The organism is Neorhodopirellula pilleata (assembly GCF_007859915.1).
GTDB classification, from domain to species: Bacteria; Planctomycetota; Planctomycetia; order Pirellulales; family Pirellulaceae; genus Rhodopirellula; species Rhodopirellula pilleata.
The window spans coordinates 33583-49561 of record NZ_SJPM01000014.1; the positions used below are offsets into that span (position 1 = coordinate 33583).

10 protein-coding genes are annotated in these 15979 nt (G+C 55.1%); 5 read left to right on the forward strand and 5 right to left on the reverse strand.

Annotated elements, in window-relative coordinates:
• Nucleotides 1-479: 479 nt before the first annotated feature.
• The 3 genes from Pla100_RS24080 to Pla100_RS24090 all read right to left on the reverse strand — a co-directional run bounded on the left by Pla100_RS24080 (nucleotide 480) and on the right by Pla100_RS24090 (nucleotide 1383).
• A complete protein-coding gene (locus Pla100_RS24080; protein ID WP_231603502.1) occupies nucleotides 480-701 on the reverse strand; it encodes a hypothetical protein in 222 nt (73 codons plus the stop codon).
• 91 nt (nucleotides 702-792) lie between these two features.
• Complete coding sequence (locus Pla100_RS24085) at nucleotides 793-1014, reverse strand: hypothetical protein (RefSeq protein ID WP_146581017.1); 222 nt, start codon at nucleotides 1012-1014, stop codon at nucleotides 793-795.
• A 60-nt stretch (nucleotides 1015-1074) separates the two neighbouring features.
• Nucleotides 1075-1383, reverse strand: coding sequence for a hypothetical protein (locus tag Pla100_RS24090; RefSeq protein WP_146581019.1), 309 nt, complete (start codon nucleotides 1381-1383; stop codon nucleotides 1075-1077).
• A gap of 395 nt (nucleotides 1384-1778) precedes the next feature.
• Between Pla100_RS24090 and Pla100_RS24095 the strand changes: the two genes are divergently transcribed.
• From Pla100_RS24095 to Pla100_RS32490, 5 genes are all read left to right on the forward strand, one after another.
• Nucleotides 1779-2186, forward strand: a complete 408-nt coding sequence (locus Pla100_RS24095) for a JAB domain-containing protein (protein ID WP_231603538.1) — start codon at nucleotides 1779-1781, stop codon at nucleotides 2184-2186.
• A complete protein-coding gene (locus Pla100_RS24100; RefSeq protein WP_146581021.1) occupies nucleotides 2186-3031 on the forward strand; it encodes a GP88 family protein in 846 nt (281 codons plus the stop codon). Before Pla100_RS24095 ends, Pla100_RS24100 begins: the two co-directional genes overlap by 1 nt.
• Complete coding sequence (locus Pla100_RS24105; protein ID WP_146581023.1) at nucleotides 3028-3210, forward strand: hypothetical protein; 183 nt, start codon at nucleotides 3028-3030, stop codon at nucleotides 3208-3210. Before Pla100_RS24100 ends, Pla100_RS24105 begins: the two co-directional genes overlap by 4 nt.
• A gap of 995 nt (nucleotides 3211-4205) precedes the next feature.
• Nucleotides 4206-6008 (forward strand): McrB family protein, encoded by a 1803-nt coding sequence (locus tag Pla100_RS24110; protein WP_146581025.1) that lies wholly within the window; start codon nucleotides 4206-4208, stop codon nucleotides 6006-6008.
• Entirely contained in the window at nucleotides 6008-7372 is a 1365-nt protein-coding gene (locus Pla100_RS32490) for a 5-methylcytosine restriction system specificity protein McrC (RefSeq protein ID WP_146581027.1), read from the forward strand. Before Pla100_RS24110 ends, Pla100_RS32490 begins: the two co-directional genes overlap by 1 nt.
• A gap of 611 nt (nucleotides 7373-7983) precedes the next feature.
• On the opposite strand, the gene Pla100_RS24120 is transcribed toward Pla100_RS32490, so the two are convergent.
• Both Pla100_RS24120 and Pla100_RS24125 read right to left on the reverse strand, forming a co-directional pair.
• Nucleotides 7984-10098: a 3'-5' exonuclease gene (locus tag Pla100_RS24120; RefSeq protein ID WP_146581029.1), complete on the reverse strand. Its 2115-nt coding sequence runs from the start codon at nucleotides 10096-10098 to the stop codon at nucleotides 7984-7986.
• Entirely contained in the window at nucleotides 10095-15929 is a 5835-nt protein-coding gene (locus tag Pla100_RS24125) for a DEAD/DEAH box helicase (RefSeq protein ID WP_146581031.1), read from the reverse strand. Before Pla100_RS24125 ends, Pla100_RS24120 begins: the two co-directional genes overlap by 4 nt.
• Nucleotides 15930-15979: the final 50 nt, after the last annotated feature.

Here is a 15979-nt window from a genome sequence, read left to right on the forward strand (position 1 = left end):
TGCTGTTTGAATTCAACACAAACGCATTCGCCGCGTTGCCTGATCCCGGCCGGTCTGACGGTGATAGATGAGGGCTGTTTACAACCGCTGGTTGTAATACCGCAGCCCTGTGCCAAGGGGGTGGAAAACTTGGTTCAAATCTTGTCTTAGTTGACCAGCGGACGCTTTCGTCCGTTGCTGTTTGAATTCAACACAAACGCATTCGCCGGGTTGCCTGATCTCGGCCGGTCTGACGGCGATAAACAAGGGCTGTTTACAACCGCTGGTTGTAGTCGGTCTGGACGCGTCATTGACTTGCCGTCATACCCACCGCACCGCGAATTACAATCCGTCGTCGATTCGTTTCATTCCGTGCCAGGAATTGGCAGTAGTTAACGCGGCGGTCGAAAAACTGAGCAACGAGAAATGTGAGCTAGTCTGATAGCAATTCATTTGCTGACTCATCTTCGGGTAGCAAGAAAGCGGGAGAATGAAAGTTGTCATTCAGGTGAACCCCACCACTGCTGAACCATGCCACGCGTGACATATAGCGGCCCTTCATGATGCCAAGGTAATTCACGCCAAGCCTCCCGATACCAAATCTGCCAGTGAACTCCCTCAGTGTTCAGGCGGCCGGGGACGCCGTCCTCGAGCGGAGCGTATCGAAGGCGGTCGGGGTTGATGTCCAAGTTCTTTGCGATCTGACGGCGTAGGTCGTCCATCAAGCCGACTCGGTTGTCCTCAGTCAGTTTCCGGCGGTGTCCTCTCCCTCGGTTCATACGGGGATGGTGGCGGGAACCGTGACACGTCTGGTCACCGTTGATCTGATTGCGAAATGAAGATCAGAAAAGGAACGGAGGCCAACAACGGTAGAATCCCCGCTAGGAGGAGATACCCCGAGAACAATGCCCATCCCCAAGCAATCATCAGCGTAAACCCCGGTATCAAAATCCAGAACGCTTCTGAGTTTGTTGGTTTAGCTGCATCGGGCTCCTCTGTTAACTCGTCCGGCGGTTGATAAGGATTGCTGGTCATGGTTTCATTGTAACGATTGACGTCTTTCCGACGGCGAGAAGGTCTCCGCGACACGTTTGGTCACTTGGTTTCGGTGATGCAGGCAAAACCGATCGCCACGACCCATGCCAAACCGGCCCCCAGCAAATCGCCAAACATGACCGCACCCACACCTAGGGCCCCGAATGTCATAGTTGCAGCAACGGCGAGAATTGGACGGCGGGTCTCCCGCCTGTCATCCGCGGTAGCGTCGTCAACTTCGGGTGGCGTTTCATACGGATTGCGGTTCATAGGCTCATTGTATCCGCCGCCCGCGTAAAGGATTGATTCCGCCCAATCGGTCGGCGTTGTTGTCCGCAGCGTCTTGATCGGAAAGGTGGTGATGACCACCACCTTTTGACCGTGCCTCAGAACCAAAACATCGTAACTTCCAGGGTTGCCCCTGAAAGGTGGTGGTGGTGGTGGTCTCCCAAAAACTGCGTGCCAGCGAGTTCTCCTCGGACACCTTTCCCGCGCGGCACCCCCGCCGGCCGGGGAAGGACCCGTGCCGTTTTTTTGAGCCGAAGGGTGCGTAAAGAGGGGGCGGACGCAGGCGCTGAAGGAGGCGCGGGCGCTATTGCAAGGGGATTCCGGTGGCCGAATGATGCCGGCATGAACGCACCCGCGCGGGTGTGAAGAAACGGCGCGAGCAGGGACGGCAATCCCTGCAAGCGCCTAACCCGGAAAGCTTTCTAGGAGCTCCCCAAGTGTCGAATTATTGTACCCCAATCCAGCGTCTCCAGGTGGTGCGCGAGGGATCGATCAACCGCCGGCCGCGGATCACATCAACCGCAACGGCGCGCAGTTTTGCCGAAGCATTTTTTGCCCAGCGTGGCGCGGATCGCGAGTGTTTTGTTGTTGCTCACTTGGACACGAAACACCGTCCAATGTCCATTGAAGTTTGCACGGTGGGAACGCTAGACGCGTCGCTTGTGCACCCTCGCGAAGTATTCAAGGCGGCGATTCTGGCGGGCGCGTCCGCAGTTCTGCTGATGCATAACCACCCCTCGGGCGATCCCACGCCCAGCAGGGAGGACAGAGCGGTAACCGATCGTCTCGAGCAGGTAGGCAAGATTATCGGTATTAACGTTCTTGACCATATCGTTGTGGGCGATGACGAAGGCGGATCCGTCTCACTGCGGAAGGCGATCTAATGAGCGATCAAAAAACGAATAACCGGGTTGAGTTTAGCAACGGGATCCCGCGCGTCTGGGTCGATGGTTATGGGGACAGATTTGCGGAAGGCCTCGAGGTGCACGCGTTGCTAGCGTCTGGGGATAGCAATACCAAAACACGCAAGAACGTGGGCTACCTGTCCTGCGGATTGTCGATGTCGCCGCATCAGTCGGTAGGATTCGGCAACGTTTGCACGGACGCCAGTCCGGCATGCGTTGCGGGTTGTCTCAACGCGCAGGGGCTGGCAAGCGTATTTGAAACGATCGGCTACGCGCGGAAGGCGCGGACGGTTTTATGGTATCTGGCGCGTGATTGGTTTCTCGAGACGCTAGCGAGGGACGTTGAACGATGGCAACGGAAAGCAGAGCGCAAGGGGCTGGAGCTCTGCGCCCGGTTGAATATGTTTTCCGATATTCCTTTTGAACGTTTCGGGATCCCGCAACAATTTCCAGAGGTCAAGTTCTACGATTACACTAAGCACCCCAAACGCGCTGGAGCTCTGCTGCCGAACTACTGGGTCACATTCTCGAGAAGCGAAACAAACGACGCTGCGGTGCTTCAAACGTTGCGAAATGGCGCGAACGTTGCCGTTGTATTCCACGACACCGCAGGGCGTTTTGTTGGCAACCGGTCCGGACGGCAGCGTCTCCCGCAATCCTGGCGGGGATTCCCTGTAATCGATGGCGACACGACCGATTTGAGATTTGACGATCCCCGCGGCCGGACGCGCGGGCGCGTCATTGGGTTACGTTTGAAGGCGCACAGTAACAAAGCACGCGCGGAAATGATCACATCTAATTTTTCGGTTGAGGTTCGAAAATGAAAAGTCTATTAGTCGAGCTCGAGAAGTTCTTGCGATGGCTGTCAAACTGCACGCCAGCTGAACGGCGCATGCACGACAGCGAAATAGCGGAAATGGCGCAAGTGCTAACAGAGCAACTGCAATCGGAGAACGATCGTCTCGAGCTCGAGGACGACGACAACGAAAACACGACCGATTAAACGAGAACGCTCCCCAGCGTGGGGAGCGTGTGCGGTCTTCGGATTGCATACGCTCCCCATTTTCGTTTGGGGATTGCTCGAGCTCCTCGAGGAAGACAGCAGCAACGACGACAGCCAACAACTAAACGACACGATCACGACCACGCTGGGGAGCGTGTGCGGTTTTCGGTCCGGCCCTGCGCCAGATCGGTATCGCATGCGCTCCCCATTTTCGTTTGGGGATCGCTCGAGCTACGCGAGGAGGACAGCAACAACGACGACAGCGAACAACTAAACGACACGATCACGACCACGCTGGGGAGCGTGTGCGGTTTTCGGTCCGGCCCTGCGCCAGATCGGTACCGCATGCGCTCCCCATTTTCGTTTGGGGATCGCTCGAGCTCCTCGAGGAGGACAGCAGCACCGACGACAGCCAACAACTAAACGACACGATCACGCTGGGGAGCGTGTGCGGTTTCCGGTCCGCCTCTGCGACAGACCGGTATCGCATGCGCTCGAATGCTGCGCCGATGTCGACATCGGAAACATTCTCGCGAGAATTTCGAAAATATTTCTCCGGGATCGCAGCGCAGATTATGCGCAACCTCAAAACTTTCAAAAAACACGATACGCCATCGATTTGACGATTTTCTTTATAGACATTACCGCTATTCAGTCCAGCGATGCCAGTTCGTCTTCAGGATTCGGTATCGACTTCATTCCCGCTCATCGCCACTCGAGATTCAGCTTTGAAAGCCACCTCCTTTCAACGTGGAAGAGAACCTCAACTCGGGTGCATGCGTTGGCATTCCCGCACGCGAACCATAGCTTTCAAAAAGCATATTTTTTCGCCTTGCAAGAATCTCAAATGAGCCGACCGTTCACCTGCTCAGACGTTTCTGAAAAAGAGGGCCGTCGATTTCAACCTGTTTACCGCTTGGCACCAACCATCGTGGGAAAGGTTATAACATTGCCATTAACTGGACACTCTCAGACATATTGATCGAGTTTAACGAATGGCTAAATTCCCTGGCCCCAATTCCGACCTGATTTACGAGTTCGCATCGCAGTGGCGTGAACAGTGTTTAATTGGCGAGGGATCTTTGCTTTGGCAGGGTGAGAACGTCTGGACACAGAACTCTTTGGCGAGCTTCAACAAGTGTTTCATCGAAAATGCTGACGAATCGGACGCGACTTTTGAAAACAAGTTCAAGTTGCAACTAGGATCAGAAGATACGACCACGACGAAATTGGCAGTCGAAATGCTCGCCGTACATCTCTCTTTTACCTCGTCGGTAGGCTTGATTCGAAAACGAGGCCTGATAGATGAGGTGCTGAGTTGGAAAGAGATCAAAGTTCCAAAAAGCGAGAACGCACGATTGAACAACGTACTTTCGAGCGGGATCGGCGGTGCCGGAATGGGTTACAATCTCAACCGACCGTACGAGCTAATGTTCATTGGCCGCTTAGCAATCGAGATAAACAACAAATCCAGCGCTGAACGCCTGACTCTGCTCGCTGACCATGTCGCTCTTCGCACGTTGATGGACAACATTCCAACTGACAAAGCGGTCCAAAGTCGCGATGTTCTGTTGCATTTACTCTTCCCCGATCAGTACGAGCGGATAGCAAGCCAGAACCATAAACGGCTAATCGCGGACACGTTCAGCGAAATGCTCAGCGAAGGGGAGATGGGTGACGACGATCAAGATGATCGAATCGTATCGATCCGCAGAAGGCTTCAAGAATGTTTGCCGGAAAGGAATCTCGACTTTTACGAATCTCCACTTTATGAATGTTGGTTCGCTTCGCATCGCTCGAACGAGATTGAGCCGATCGAGGCACTTAGCCATAAGCGGCAGATTGTCTTTTTTGGTCCGCCAGGCACTGGAAAGACTCACGAGGCGAGAGCCGTAGCCGATCGTGCGATCCGTCGATCGCTGCTGAAACTCTGGGGGCCGAACAAGTATTTCAGCCACGATTCGATCCAGAGTCTTGTTAAGGGACGTTGGCGTCGAGTTCAGTTTCATCCGGGCTACGCTTATGAGGACTTCATCCGCGGCCTGCAGCTGGTGGGCGACGGGAAAACGGACTACCGGAAAGGTGTGCTGTTGCGAATCGTGGACAACCTCAACGATGACTCGGATGAAATGAAAAAAATTCCCTTCGTTGTCATTCTTGATGAAATGAATCGAGCGGATCTGAGCAAAGTATTTGGCGAGGCGTTTTCTTTGATGGAAGATCGAGGCCTGCCCGTCCAGTTGGCTGGTCAGGACGAAATACCTCTCGAAGTCTCACTACCGGACAACTTGTTCTTCATCGGAACAATGAACCTGATCGACCAATCGCTTGAACAAATAGACTTCGCCTTGCGCCGTCGCTTCCTCTGGTTCTTTCGAGGTTTTGATCGAGAGCAGTTTCTGGAAGTGGCGCAATATCGCTGGAACAAAATTCAAGCGGACTTGCCTCGCGTCAATTCTTGGGATCAGTTTGCTGGCGAGTTTGAGCTTCTTGCGGATCGTGCAGAGCGTCTGAATAGGCTTATTTCAGAGCATCGGTCACTTGGCCAGCAGTACGAGATAGGTCATGTCTATTTCTGTGATGTCGTTTCCTTTATCAAGGAAGACCTGAAGGCAAACCCAGGCCGGCAACGGGTCCTGTTCAACAACAAAGGCGTTGGATTGGCGAAGACGCTCGGTGTCTTGTGGCAGTATTCGCTTGAGCCATTGTTGGGACAGTACCTTTCGGGCATTGACCAGGTGGACCGATCGCAGTTCTTGACGGATGCTTGGAATGTCTTCGGAAAAGGATCGAAGTGATGGCTCGTCAGGCCCGCGCGATCGAAATCACTACGACCGATCTAAGCTCAATTGGAAGACTAACCGACGAAGAAGACAGGTGGATTCGTGAGCTTGCCCATATCTCGGACACGGGACGGCTTACAATTTCGTTATCTGGCAACAAACAAATTGATCCGGAACCACTGCTTCGGTTCGACACAGTAACGAATTGCTGGTGGACCGGGCGTTTCGTCGGCGAGGTTCAGTTCAAAGGCGGAACGTTGCGCATCAGCCCACGATTCGGGGACGTTCAATTGTCGCGTTGGTTAAGTCGAATCTGGGGAGTTCAATTAATCGACTCCAAAGGAGCCTACAGTCAATCCCGACTTTGGATTTGGCACCTCATTGCCCGATTATGGGAATCGAGACTAGTCGCCGCAGCAAAGCACGGGCTTCCGACCCGCCGAATTGATGAGGCTCATATAGGCCAAGCGATCCGAGGACGACTCGATATCCGCGGAACTGTCAAACAGCTGAGTTCAGGACGGCATCAACTCGTCAGCCGTTCACGCGAACGATGGATCGACCAACCAATTGCGAGCGTTTTACTTCGTGCGTGGAAGCGACTACAGATCGAATTGGCCGGCAGCCAACGACCGATTCGATGGCTTTCACCGCAGGCGGACGATCTAATTTCGCGGTTGCGACTGCACTCAGGTGTCCGCTCGGACACTTCAACAGAGAGGAAGCCGATTGGGATACGCTACACGCCAATTACAGAAAGTTATCGTCAGGTAGTTGATCTTTCACTCTCAATTTTAGCTGGCCAGGGCATTACGTCGACTTCGCGGGGACAGCGAGATGTGATGGGTGCACTGGTGGACATGGCTGAAGTCTGGGAACTATATATTTACCACTTACTTCGCACTGGCCTTCCTGATCTACGCCTACGTCACACTGGGCGTGATCAGGTGAACGAAGGTCATCTTTTTCACAGTTCAGTCGATCAAACAAGCGTAGGGGGGCTCAAGCCTGACATTCTGGCTTACCGGCGGTACGAGAATACTCTTCTCGGTGTCATAGACGCGAAGTACAAACTCACCACACCGTCAGAACAACGCCCTAACGGCTTGCTACGTGAGGATCTCTACCAAATCAATGCGTACGTTACAGCGTTCTCGAACAATGCTAGCTGTATCAGTGGTGCACTGGTTTACCCCAGTCCCTCGGAAGCCTTTGACCGTTTAAGTGATGCAAACCCATATTTTTCTGCAACTAGTTCGGCATCAGTCTATTTCGTGGGACTAGGCACAGAAGAGGAATCGCAGCACCAAGTGCGTTACACCGCCGAAGAGCAACGGTTCCTGGCAACGATTCGGCGAATGCTCGTTCCAGCATGTTGATCGATCAACACGACGGAATCGCAATCACTGCCACAAACAAGTCACCTCAAAGGCTTTGCAGGATCGGTGTTTTGGTAGGCGGTTGGAAATTGCGAATGGATCGTCCGTTCAGATTCAAATCCTTCAGCGCATACTGTTTCAGTTGCTTAACGTGCGGGACTTGATCTCGTTGCTATTCGCTGGCTCGGCTTCCAGCCTGAAAGCAAGCTCTTGGGCCGCGACAAGCGGAAATAGAAGTCGTCAGGCGATTTTGTCCGTACTTCGCAAGACGAATCGGTCGTTTGCCCCATCACAACGTTGAACCGATCATCAAGCGAACCTGACTCGACCAAACCAACAGACTGACCTTAGCACATTGGACCCCCGACAATCGTGCTGGCAACAGATCCCAGCGCAAACTTCACGTCCCAAGAAAATGATGAGCGGCGACCAATACCGATGAGCCCTGCAAAGCGACATCGCAATCACCATTAAGAATCTCGGGTGCTGCTGTCTCTCCCGCACGCCAGGTACCATCCGCGACGCCAGCGGATCGGTAGTTGGATAAATCCTCAGCGGATCAATCGACCCCTCCGCCGACTCCGCCGGATCAGCCTCGCTCAACATCGGCATTAACATGGTTCACCCCCTGTCCAGAACGCTGATCTGGTGAAACCGCCGACCGTACTGACGTAAAGTTGGTCTCGTGCCCGAGTTGCGGCGACATAAAGCAGGTTCTGCTCAGCCGAGATGTGGCGATCGCGTGCTCGCTGGTCCTCGTCTCGCCCCCGAAACTTCGTCGGAAAGACCGCATCGGCCAGTCCCGCGATGATGACGCATCGGAACTCAAGCCCTTTGACTCGATGCATCGTCGCTAATTGCACTCCGCTTCCGACGGACGTGTCGCCATCAAGAACGGTGAATTCTACGCCTTCCTTCTTTAGCGTCGATTTGAGCTGCTTCAGCAGCCAGCCCGCTCTGACGACGATAGCAATTTCTTCTGGCGGAAATTCACCCTTGAGCGAGATAACGAGTTCGGCAATCGCATTGGATTCAGATTGCTGGTCATCGTGTTCGAGCAGAACAGGTTCAGGACCGCCCAGCAGCGAGTGCGTTGCGATTTCCGACCAAGATGAGTCACACAGGTCCGCAGTGGTCAATCCACTGCTTCGTCCGGTCGCCCAACTGCGAATCTGCTCGGTCGTCCGATAGTTGATCTGCAAGCGATGAATTCGTTCCGAAATATGAATGTCACCGTCGGCGAGTTGCGTGGGTTCATGATAAATTCTCTGCCGAGGATCGGCAACGATGAACAGATCGTCGGCGGCCGGTCGAACCAACGACCGGATGAATCGCCAATCGCTTGCGGTGAAGTCCTGGCCCTCGTCGACAATGAGGTGTCGATAGGTTGGCGACGCGGCGGTAGCGGACAGATTGCTTGCGGTCGCAGTGACACCGACCCAACTCATCTTCCCACTCAAGCGAAGCGCCTCGTCAAAACTCTCAAACGCTTTCCAGACGCCGGCTTTCTCACGTCGTGACAACGATGGCGTCCGCCCGACGCGAGACATTTGCAGGTATTCGTCTCTAGTGGTGACGCCTCGGATGGCGTGTGTGTAGAACCACTCATCACGCAGAATATCCGTTTCTAGCTTGGTGGGATTGTCGATCGCCACTTGATCCCATGCGAGTGAAATGTCATCGTCGGAGGCGACCTGAACCGGACCGGATGTGCGCAGCCATGACATCGCGTGTTCGTGGATGTGCTGAACTTCGATGCGTTCGTACTCATCGCCACAAAACGTCCGTAGTACCGACCGAACATTCTCCGCAAGGTTTTTCGTAAATGTGGTGAAAAGAACTCGCTCGTTGGGTGGTAACTTTAAGGCGAGCTGCCTCGCTCGGTGCATCGCAACAATTGTCTTACCGGTTCCTGCGCCCCCCAGAACCAACGTCGGTCCGGCGAACGACTGCTGAGTCATCTGACGTTGGTGAGGATGCAGGAACACTCGCCATTGTTCCAACGGTGCCGAAAGAACACGATCCAATTCATCGTCACTGTCGACTCGGCGGAAACGTCTAGACGACTGATTGCTCCCCAGCACTCGATCTTCTTCAGCGATCTCATCAAGGGACGATCTCTGTTCCTTCTCTCCGAGCAGCAAGCCGACATACTCTTTGACGCTCTCGACCGACTCGCCCTCGGCAAGCCATACGAGCGATTCAAACGCCTCGGCCGGCAGCACGTTTTGTAGCTGCGCGAGTTGTTCCTTTGATTGCAGTTGCCGAACCGCCGGCAGTAAGACGGGTGGGATTCCGAGCGAAAGCAAGGTCGCGTCATCATGAGAAAACAGAGCGTTTTCATTGGCAGGTGCCGCCGCCGCTTGGTCGACCGCCTGTTGGACTTGTTCGACGTTCAAAATTTGCAGTGATTGAGTCTCCGGATGCACCTCGAACGTGCGATTCTTGGCCCAATCCATCGCCTCGTCATGGTTGTCGACCCAAACCAGTACGTAGGTGTTCCCAGTATCCGGGTGCAGCACGACGGCCCGGTACTTTTGGTCAATCCGAACGGTGCGAACGCGATCGTCCGCCATGTTGTGGATCTTCTCGTAGTTGATCGCCGCCGATTTTGGATCAGCTCTGAACTTTTTGGCAAACTCTTGAACCTTCTTGCGTTGCGACTTCGGCAGTCGCGCCAGAGCATCCATGAATTCGTTGCTGATGGCCAATTGCGGAACACTCATGCCGTGCCCGCCTCTTTCAGTGCAGATTGAATTGCCTTCGCATCAGCGGCAACATCTTCACTGACAACAACCGTCCAGCTACGTGACTTAAACTGCTCTGCTGAACCATCATCACCCTTGCGGAAATAGGCAACCGATTTATCGGGCCACGCCAACTCGCACTCGGCAATCGTGACGCCGTCTTCATCGTCCAACGGGTGCCCCGGTTCGGGGACCGGGATTTTTTCTTCGGCAAGTCGAAGCACCAACTTGCGGACGTCGCCACTGACTAGATCGAGAACCTCTTCGTAGTCAGCGGAGAGCTTGGTAGCTTGCTTGGCGACGGGGGACATCGTGGCCGAAACTTTAACAACGCCCTCACCGCCACTTGCCGTGGGCTTCGGAACTTCCGAGCCCAATGCTGCGGTTAATTCTGCGTTCTCATCCAGCGAACTTGCAAACTCTTTCCCCACCAGCAATCGGCCAAGCTTTTTCAGATGACGGCGCATCGCACCGCTATCATCCAAATCAACACGTGTGATTTCCAACACGTTGTATCCCTTGCTTCGTAACCACGATCGGATCTCGCTATCCTTGGCCGCAGTTGCCGCGTTGCCGTGGATATGGTTGCTCATGCCATCGAGATAAATGCAAATTCCCATTTCGTCGGGGTCATCGGGATCCGGATCGAAAAAGACATCGGGAGTCGTGCTGCTCAAATTCGGACTTGGCCGAAACTCATGCTTAAATCGAATCTGTTGTTGAAACGAGCCGGTTGCAAAACCTGCCGCTGACAACAAGTGCTTCAATTTGGCTTCGGCATCATTGACTTCGCCAGCCGGCGCGACTGGATTGTTGTCCGGCGACGGTTGCAGAGATGGGATGGGATGCTCTTCGACAAGTTGGTTACCCGCTCGCTCGAAGAACTCCAACCCCGCGTGACGATCGAGATAGCGGTGGTAGTACGCATTACGAAACGTTTGCAGACAGTGGTTGCAGGAACTGCCGCAATCTGAAGGGCAGCCCGCCAACATCTCCGCCGCCGTCGAGATGATGCGTGGAAAGTTATCAAGCAATTGAGCCAGCAAGCCTGAACCGCCCGGCATCGGATCCCACAGGCTGGCATCGACCTCATCACGATCAACGTGACCGACGACCAGCACCTGCAAATCATCCAGGTGCATGTCCAAAACCGATGCCGCCGCTTGGCGAATGGATTCAAGGATCGTGTAAGCCGTTGATTGATCCTTGACGCCCACCATAGTGATCGAGTCCGCGACGACGTCGGCATAGAAGCCAACATTGACCGGTTCATGCCCGCACCACTCCGTGTGCTTATCGCGGAAATTTTGGATTTGGCGAACCGAAGAAAGCGGAGACACGCTCTGTCCGCAGATCTGGCAAACCGGGTATCCCATCTCCGGCGGCGTTCGATCCACCAGCGAAGACGCACCCACATTCACCATGCGGTAGTGAACGCCTCGTCTAAAATGCATTGGGCTGCCGCCCCAGCCAAACGCTTGGCCGCCGTTGTGCCGTCCCTGTTCGCGCCCGTACGTCGATACGGACAATTGAAATCGGTTCTCTTCCTCGTCCGAAATCTGGGACATGTGAACCAAGTCCACGTCGCAAACAGGAATGGCCATCAACTCGATATCGCTCAGGCTGCCTGCGGCGCTGCTGCGGTCACTTTCGATAATGGCTTCGCGATCGACGTTCACCGCAAACACTGGTGTATCGACTTCATCCATGTCAGCTTCGCGGTGGAATCGACGGGCGACAAAGCGATGTCCGTTCGCATAGATCAAATTCCCCGGCACGTACTCGCGGAGCGCCATCGACGCGGCCCGAGGCAAATTGAAATCCATCGCCCCTATTTGCCAACGCGGCACTTCCGCCATCCCAACGATCGCGCCGCCGTCCAATCCATAGCCCGGCAAAAACCCTTCCTGCGACAGAACGCTGAACGTCACCGTGTCGTCAACGCCATCGGCATCGCCGCGACGACGCCGCCCCATGCCTTTGAGCTGTTTGACGAGCCGATCGCAACGCTTGAAGTGTGCTTCGTCGTCATAGCTGAGCGTGCCCTCGTCGTCACGCACGCGATTCAAACGGCGAATTTCACGAATCGCCCATTGCAATCGTTTGCGCAGCCGACCGATCACGCTGTCCAGATTATTGGCCACTTCGTCGATGTGCCTAGCGATCTCGTCAGCCGTCGTTACGTCGGCGTCCTCGACCGGCCAACCATCACGAAACGCTCGACCGACGTACTGCAACAAATCATCTCGATGCGATGCGATCAAATCCTGAAGCGGCTGAACGTTGAACGGTTGGCTGCGCAGTTGACCCGATGCCGTGAATAGGTAATGCGTGATGCGAGATGGCAGCGTTTCCTTCAACGTGTCGTGAATCAACTCTCTGGCCGGTTCGGATAAGCCGGAGGCCGGTCGGGCCAGTTGATTCAGCCGCGTAATCACCGTGGCCGCAACATGTTTGGCAACCAAGACATTATTTCGCAAGTTGAACGCCGGCGGGTCGACCCTTCCGCCAAGCATTCGCATCGGATCGTTGAAGTACGATCGGTCGTGCGATGCGGGCCGGCAATAGGTGATATTCACCGCCATCCGGTGACGACGTCCAGCACGCCCGGCACGCTGCCAATAGTTGGCCGGTAACGGCGGAACATTGCGAAGCAAAACCGAGTCCAAAGCCCCGATGTCGACACCAAGTTCCAAAGTGGGCGTGCAAACCAATGTATTGACTCGATCGCCGCCTCCCTTGAACCAGTTTTCAATCTTCTCACGATGCGTCTGCGGAACCATCGCCGTATGCTCTTCCGGGCGTAGCATCGCGTAGCGTTCGTCAAGCACCTGCAAGTCGTAGTTGTCAGGATCTTCGCCCACAAATTCCAGTGTGCCATCGCACTGCCAAGCTAAACACAGACTGCCCGGCGTCCGTCGAGTCACCCGACGGCGACAACGATTGCAGCAGTAATAACCATGGTTCTCGGCGATACGAATCTTGTCCGAGTCAATTTGGTAGACCCCACTGCATCGCGGCAAAGCCCGCCCCTTGTTACTACGTAGCGTCACCGGCACGAGCAACGCCTTGGTTGGATCCGTACAGTAGGCCCACAGGTCTTCGATGAATTCGCCCACATCGTCCGGTGGCACGCCCCACTTACGGACAATTGACCGGATCAAGTTGCTGCGCTGAGACATCCAAGCCGTGACACGTTCTCGTTCATCTGCACCGCCCAACTCTAGCTTCATTCCCTTCGGACCGGGCAAGATCGGTAAATAGCCGCGTTGAATTTCACGATCACCGTCGTGCCAATAACGTGAGAAGATTTCATTGTGTGAATCCCGCAACAAACGTCGCCGACGAAGCATATCCAACAGCGTTTCAACTCCGATCTTCAGCTCTTCCGCCGGCATCGCCAATCGGTTCGCCCACGACTGAATAAAAGCGTCCGAAGTGCTCAGCCCCTCATACGACATTGTGATTCGCCCCCACGGTTCCAAGCCCTTGCGTTGATTCGATGCCATCGTGATCTCACGCAGCATCTGAATCCGCAAAAAGTACGCTCGCTCGTCCGCGTGCGATCCACCACTGCCCTCTTTCGGTGCAACCCGCCAAACTTCGGGGATCAACGCTCGCGAATAAGAATCATCCCGATCAAGCCCATCGCTCATCTTCAGCGCCACATCGCCGATCGACACCGCACCACCCGCAATTGCTTCGGCCATCAAACCCCGCAAACGGAATCGGCGGGCATGGTCCTTCATCCAGCCAGCTTGGAATGCCGCGTCCTGTCGATTGTCCGCAAACAACAGCAAACGCTTCCGCTCGGCGTGATGCACCATGTCCTGCGCAAGAACATGCACGTCGGCAACCGAAGTCGCGCGGACCTCGCGGATCGGTTCGCGATAACGTCGCCCGTTCGTACTGCCAAGCGCCCGGCAAGAAAAACAGCTCGTCAGATTGCCGGGATGCGACTCTTTGCTTTTGACGGCGTACAGCCGAACCATATCCGACATCGTGCCACAGGCTTGGCAACGCGACTTTGCATTCGGATGCCCCGCACCACATTGGCGGCAAAAATACAACGCCGTGGCTCGCGCATGATTGGCGAGGTCTTGACCGTCTTGATTGACGATCGTGTCCAGCAAGACCACGCGAACGCCGCCGTGTTTCTCTTCTTGTGGAGCCCAAAAGTGGTCCTCGTCCTCGCCCATCTCTCCGCCACCAGGCGTGTTGCCGGTGTACTGAAAATCCTTCAAGTGCGTGGTCAGGTAATGTTGACCACAGGTGTTGCACGAAAACAATCGCGGACGCCACCACTTCTCAGCGTTCTCGCCCCGTTCTAATTCCTCAGCACTGCTGAGCGAAAGCTTCGGTTCGCTTCCCGTTTCAAACGAGACCACGCCGCCAGTGATGCCACGCAAGAATCCATGCACGACCGGTCGCATCAAAGGTCGGCCGTCCTTCAGCGATGCCGCACCCAGCGTCAGGTAGCACAACAACTCTTCTTCACCGACTTTGCGACCGACCGTGGTGTTCAACTCACTCAGCAATGTCGACAGCTCGCGAGGCCCCATCAACGAAGTGCGGATCTGCTTGGCGATTTCGTTTTGGCGAAGATCATCGAACAACGCTTCCTGCCAATCGTCACCACTGATTTCACGCTTCGTCAGCCGCCGGTAAACCGACGTGACCTGCTCTTCCGGATTGAGCGACTCGACCGCGATCAGTGTGTCGGCCAGCAGCTTAGATAGCTCACGAGGCCGCTCGGGAAGGTAGCTTGTGCTGGCCCATTCGTCGTTTTGGTATTCCTCATTGACGGTCACGACCGACGCCGCATCGACGCCAAAGAATCGAGACGCAAACTTTCGCGCCGCGTCCGGTTCTGTTTCGTCAACGATCGTTGCCGAAGTCGCAATGCAAGTCGTGTGCGAAGCGTCCTTGCCACAAAACGCTCGCAGTCGTCGGATCAGGCAGGCGGTCTCGGCCCCCTGAATCCCAGTGAATGTGTGGGCCTCATCAAAGACCAAGAAGTCGAGCATGGCGTTGTCGAACAGTTCGACGTCACGCTGCCGAGTCAGTAGCAGTTCCAACTGCTTGATATTTGTCAGCAGGATGCGTGGTTGGCTGCCGCTGGTCCGCATCATCTCTCGCGAGCAAACCTCCTCGACCGGGTGAACCGAATCGCTCAGTCCCGCCTCACGTGTTTCGCGAATGCGGAACTCGTAATCGCCGCGGCTCTCACCAACCTCCATTCGGTGGCCGTGAACCTCCCGCTCGTTTTCGGGTGTCTTGCCGACATACATCCCGAACGTAATACCGCTGCCCGCCAGAAGCCCACGCATCCGATCCAGTTGATCCTCAGCCAAAGCGTTCATCGGATAGACGATCACCGCCGTCACACCTGCCGGCGAGTTCTGGTCACGTAGTTCCAAACAGCGACTGATAATCGGGTACAGAAAGCACTCCGTCTTCCCCGATCCCGTACCCGTGCTGACCAGAGTCGGGCTGCCATCCGCCACCGATCGGAAGGCCCGTTCCTGGTGCCCATAGGCTGCCGTGAAACCGCTCGGCACGATCCGTTTCATGTGCGGATGAAAAACCCCATCGTCAATCAACTGATCAACCGACGCGCCTTGGCGAAACCCACGAGACAAACTGACGTAGGGACCGCGCAGCAGCGGTGATGTTCGGACGGTATCGAGCCGCAATTGATCCCGCATTTGGTCGTACAAACGAGGATCAGCCAGCGCGTAGCTGGTCAATTGATAACGAAGAAAGCTCCGAACGATCTTTTCGGTATAAACAATCGGATTCAGCGGCATCGGTGCCCCTTGGAAACAGTCGCTGTCGGCGGGTAAGCAAATCAGCCAAC

Excerpts from the sequence above, each read along its gene's own strand:
- Pla100_RS24080 (WP_231603502.1), bottom strand. The coding sequence starts at position 701 with ATGGACGACCTACGCCGTCAGATCGCAAAGAACTTGGACATCAACCCC.
- Pla100_RS24085 (WP_146581017.1), bottom strand. The coding sequence starts at position 1,014 with ATGACCAGCAATCCTTATCAACCGCCGGACGAGTTAACAGAGGAGCCC.
- Pla100_RS24100 (WP_146581021.1), top strand. The coding sequence starts at position 2,186 with ATGAGCGATCAAAAAACGAATAACCGGGTTGAGTTTAGCAACGGGATC.
- Pla100_RS24105 (WP_146581023.1), top strand. The coding sequence starts at position 3,028 with ATGAAAAGTCTATTAGTCGAGCTCGAGAAGTTCTTGCGATGGCTGTCA.
- Pla100_RS24110 (WP_146581025.1), top strand. The coding sequence starts at position 4,206 with ATGGCTAAATTCCCTGGCCCCAATTCCGACCTGATTTACGAGTTCGCA.
- Pla100_RS32490 (WP_146581027.1), top strand. The coding sequence starts at position 6,008 with ATGGCTCGTCAGGCCCGCGCGATCGAAATCACTACGACCGATCTAAGC.
- Pla100_RS24120 (WP_146581029.1), bottom strand. The coding sequence starts at position 10,098 with ATGAGTGTTCCGCAATTGGCCATCAGCAACGAATTCATGGATGCTCTG.
- Pla100_RS24125 (WP_146581031.1), bottom strand. The coding sequence starts at position 15,929 with ATGCCGCTGAATCCGATTGTTTATACCGAAAAGATCGTTCGGAGCTTT.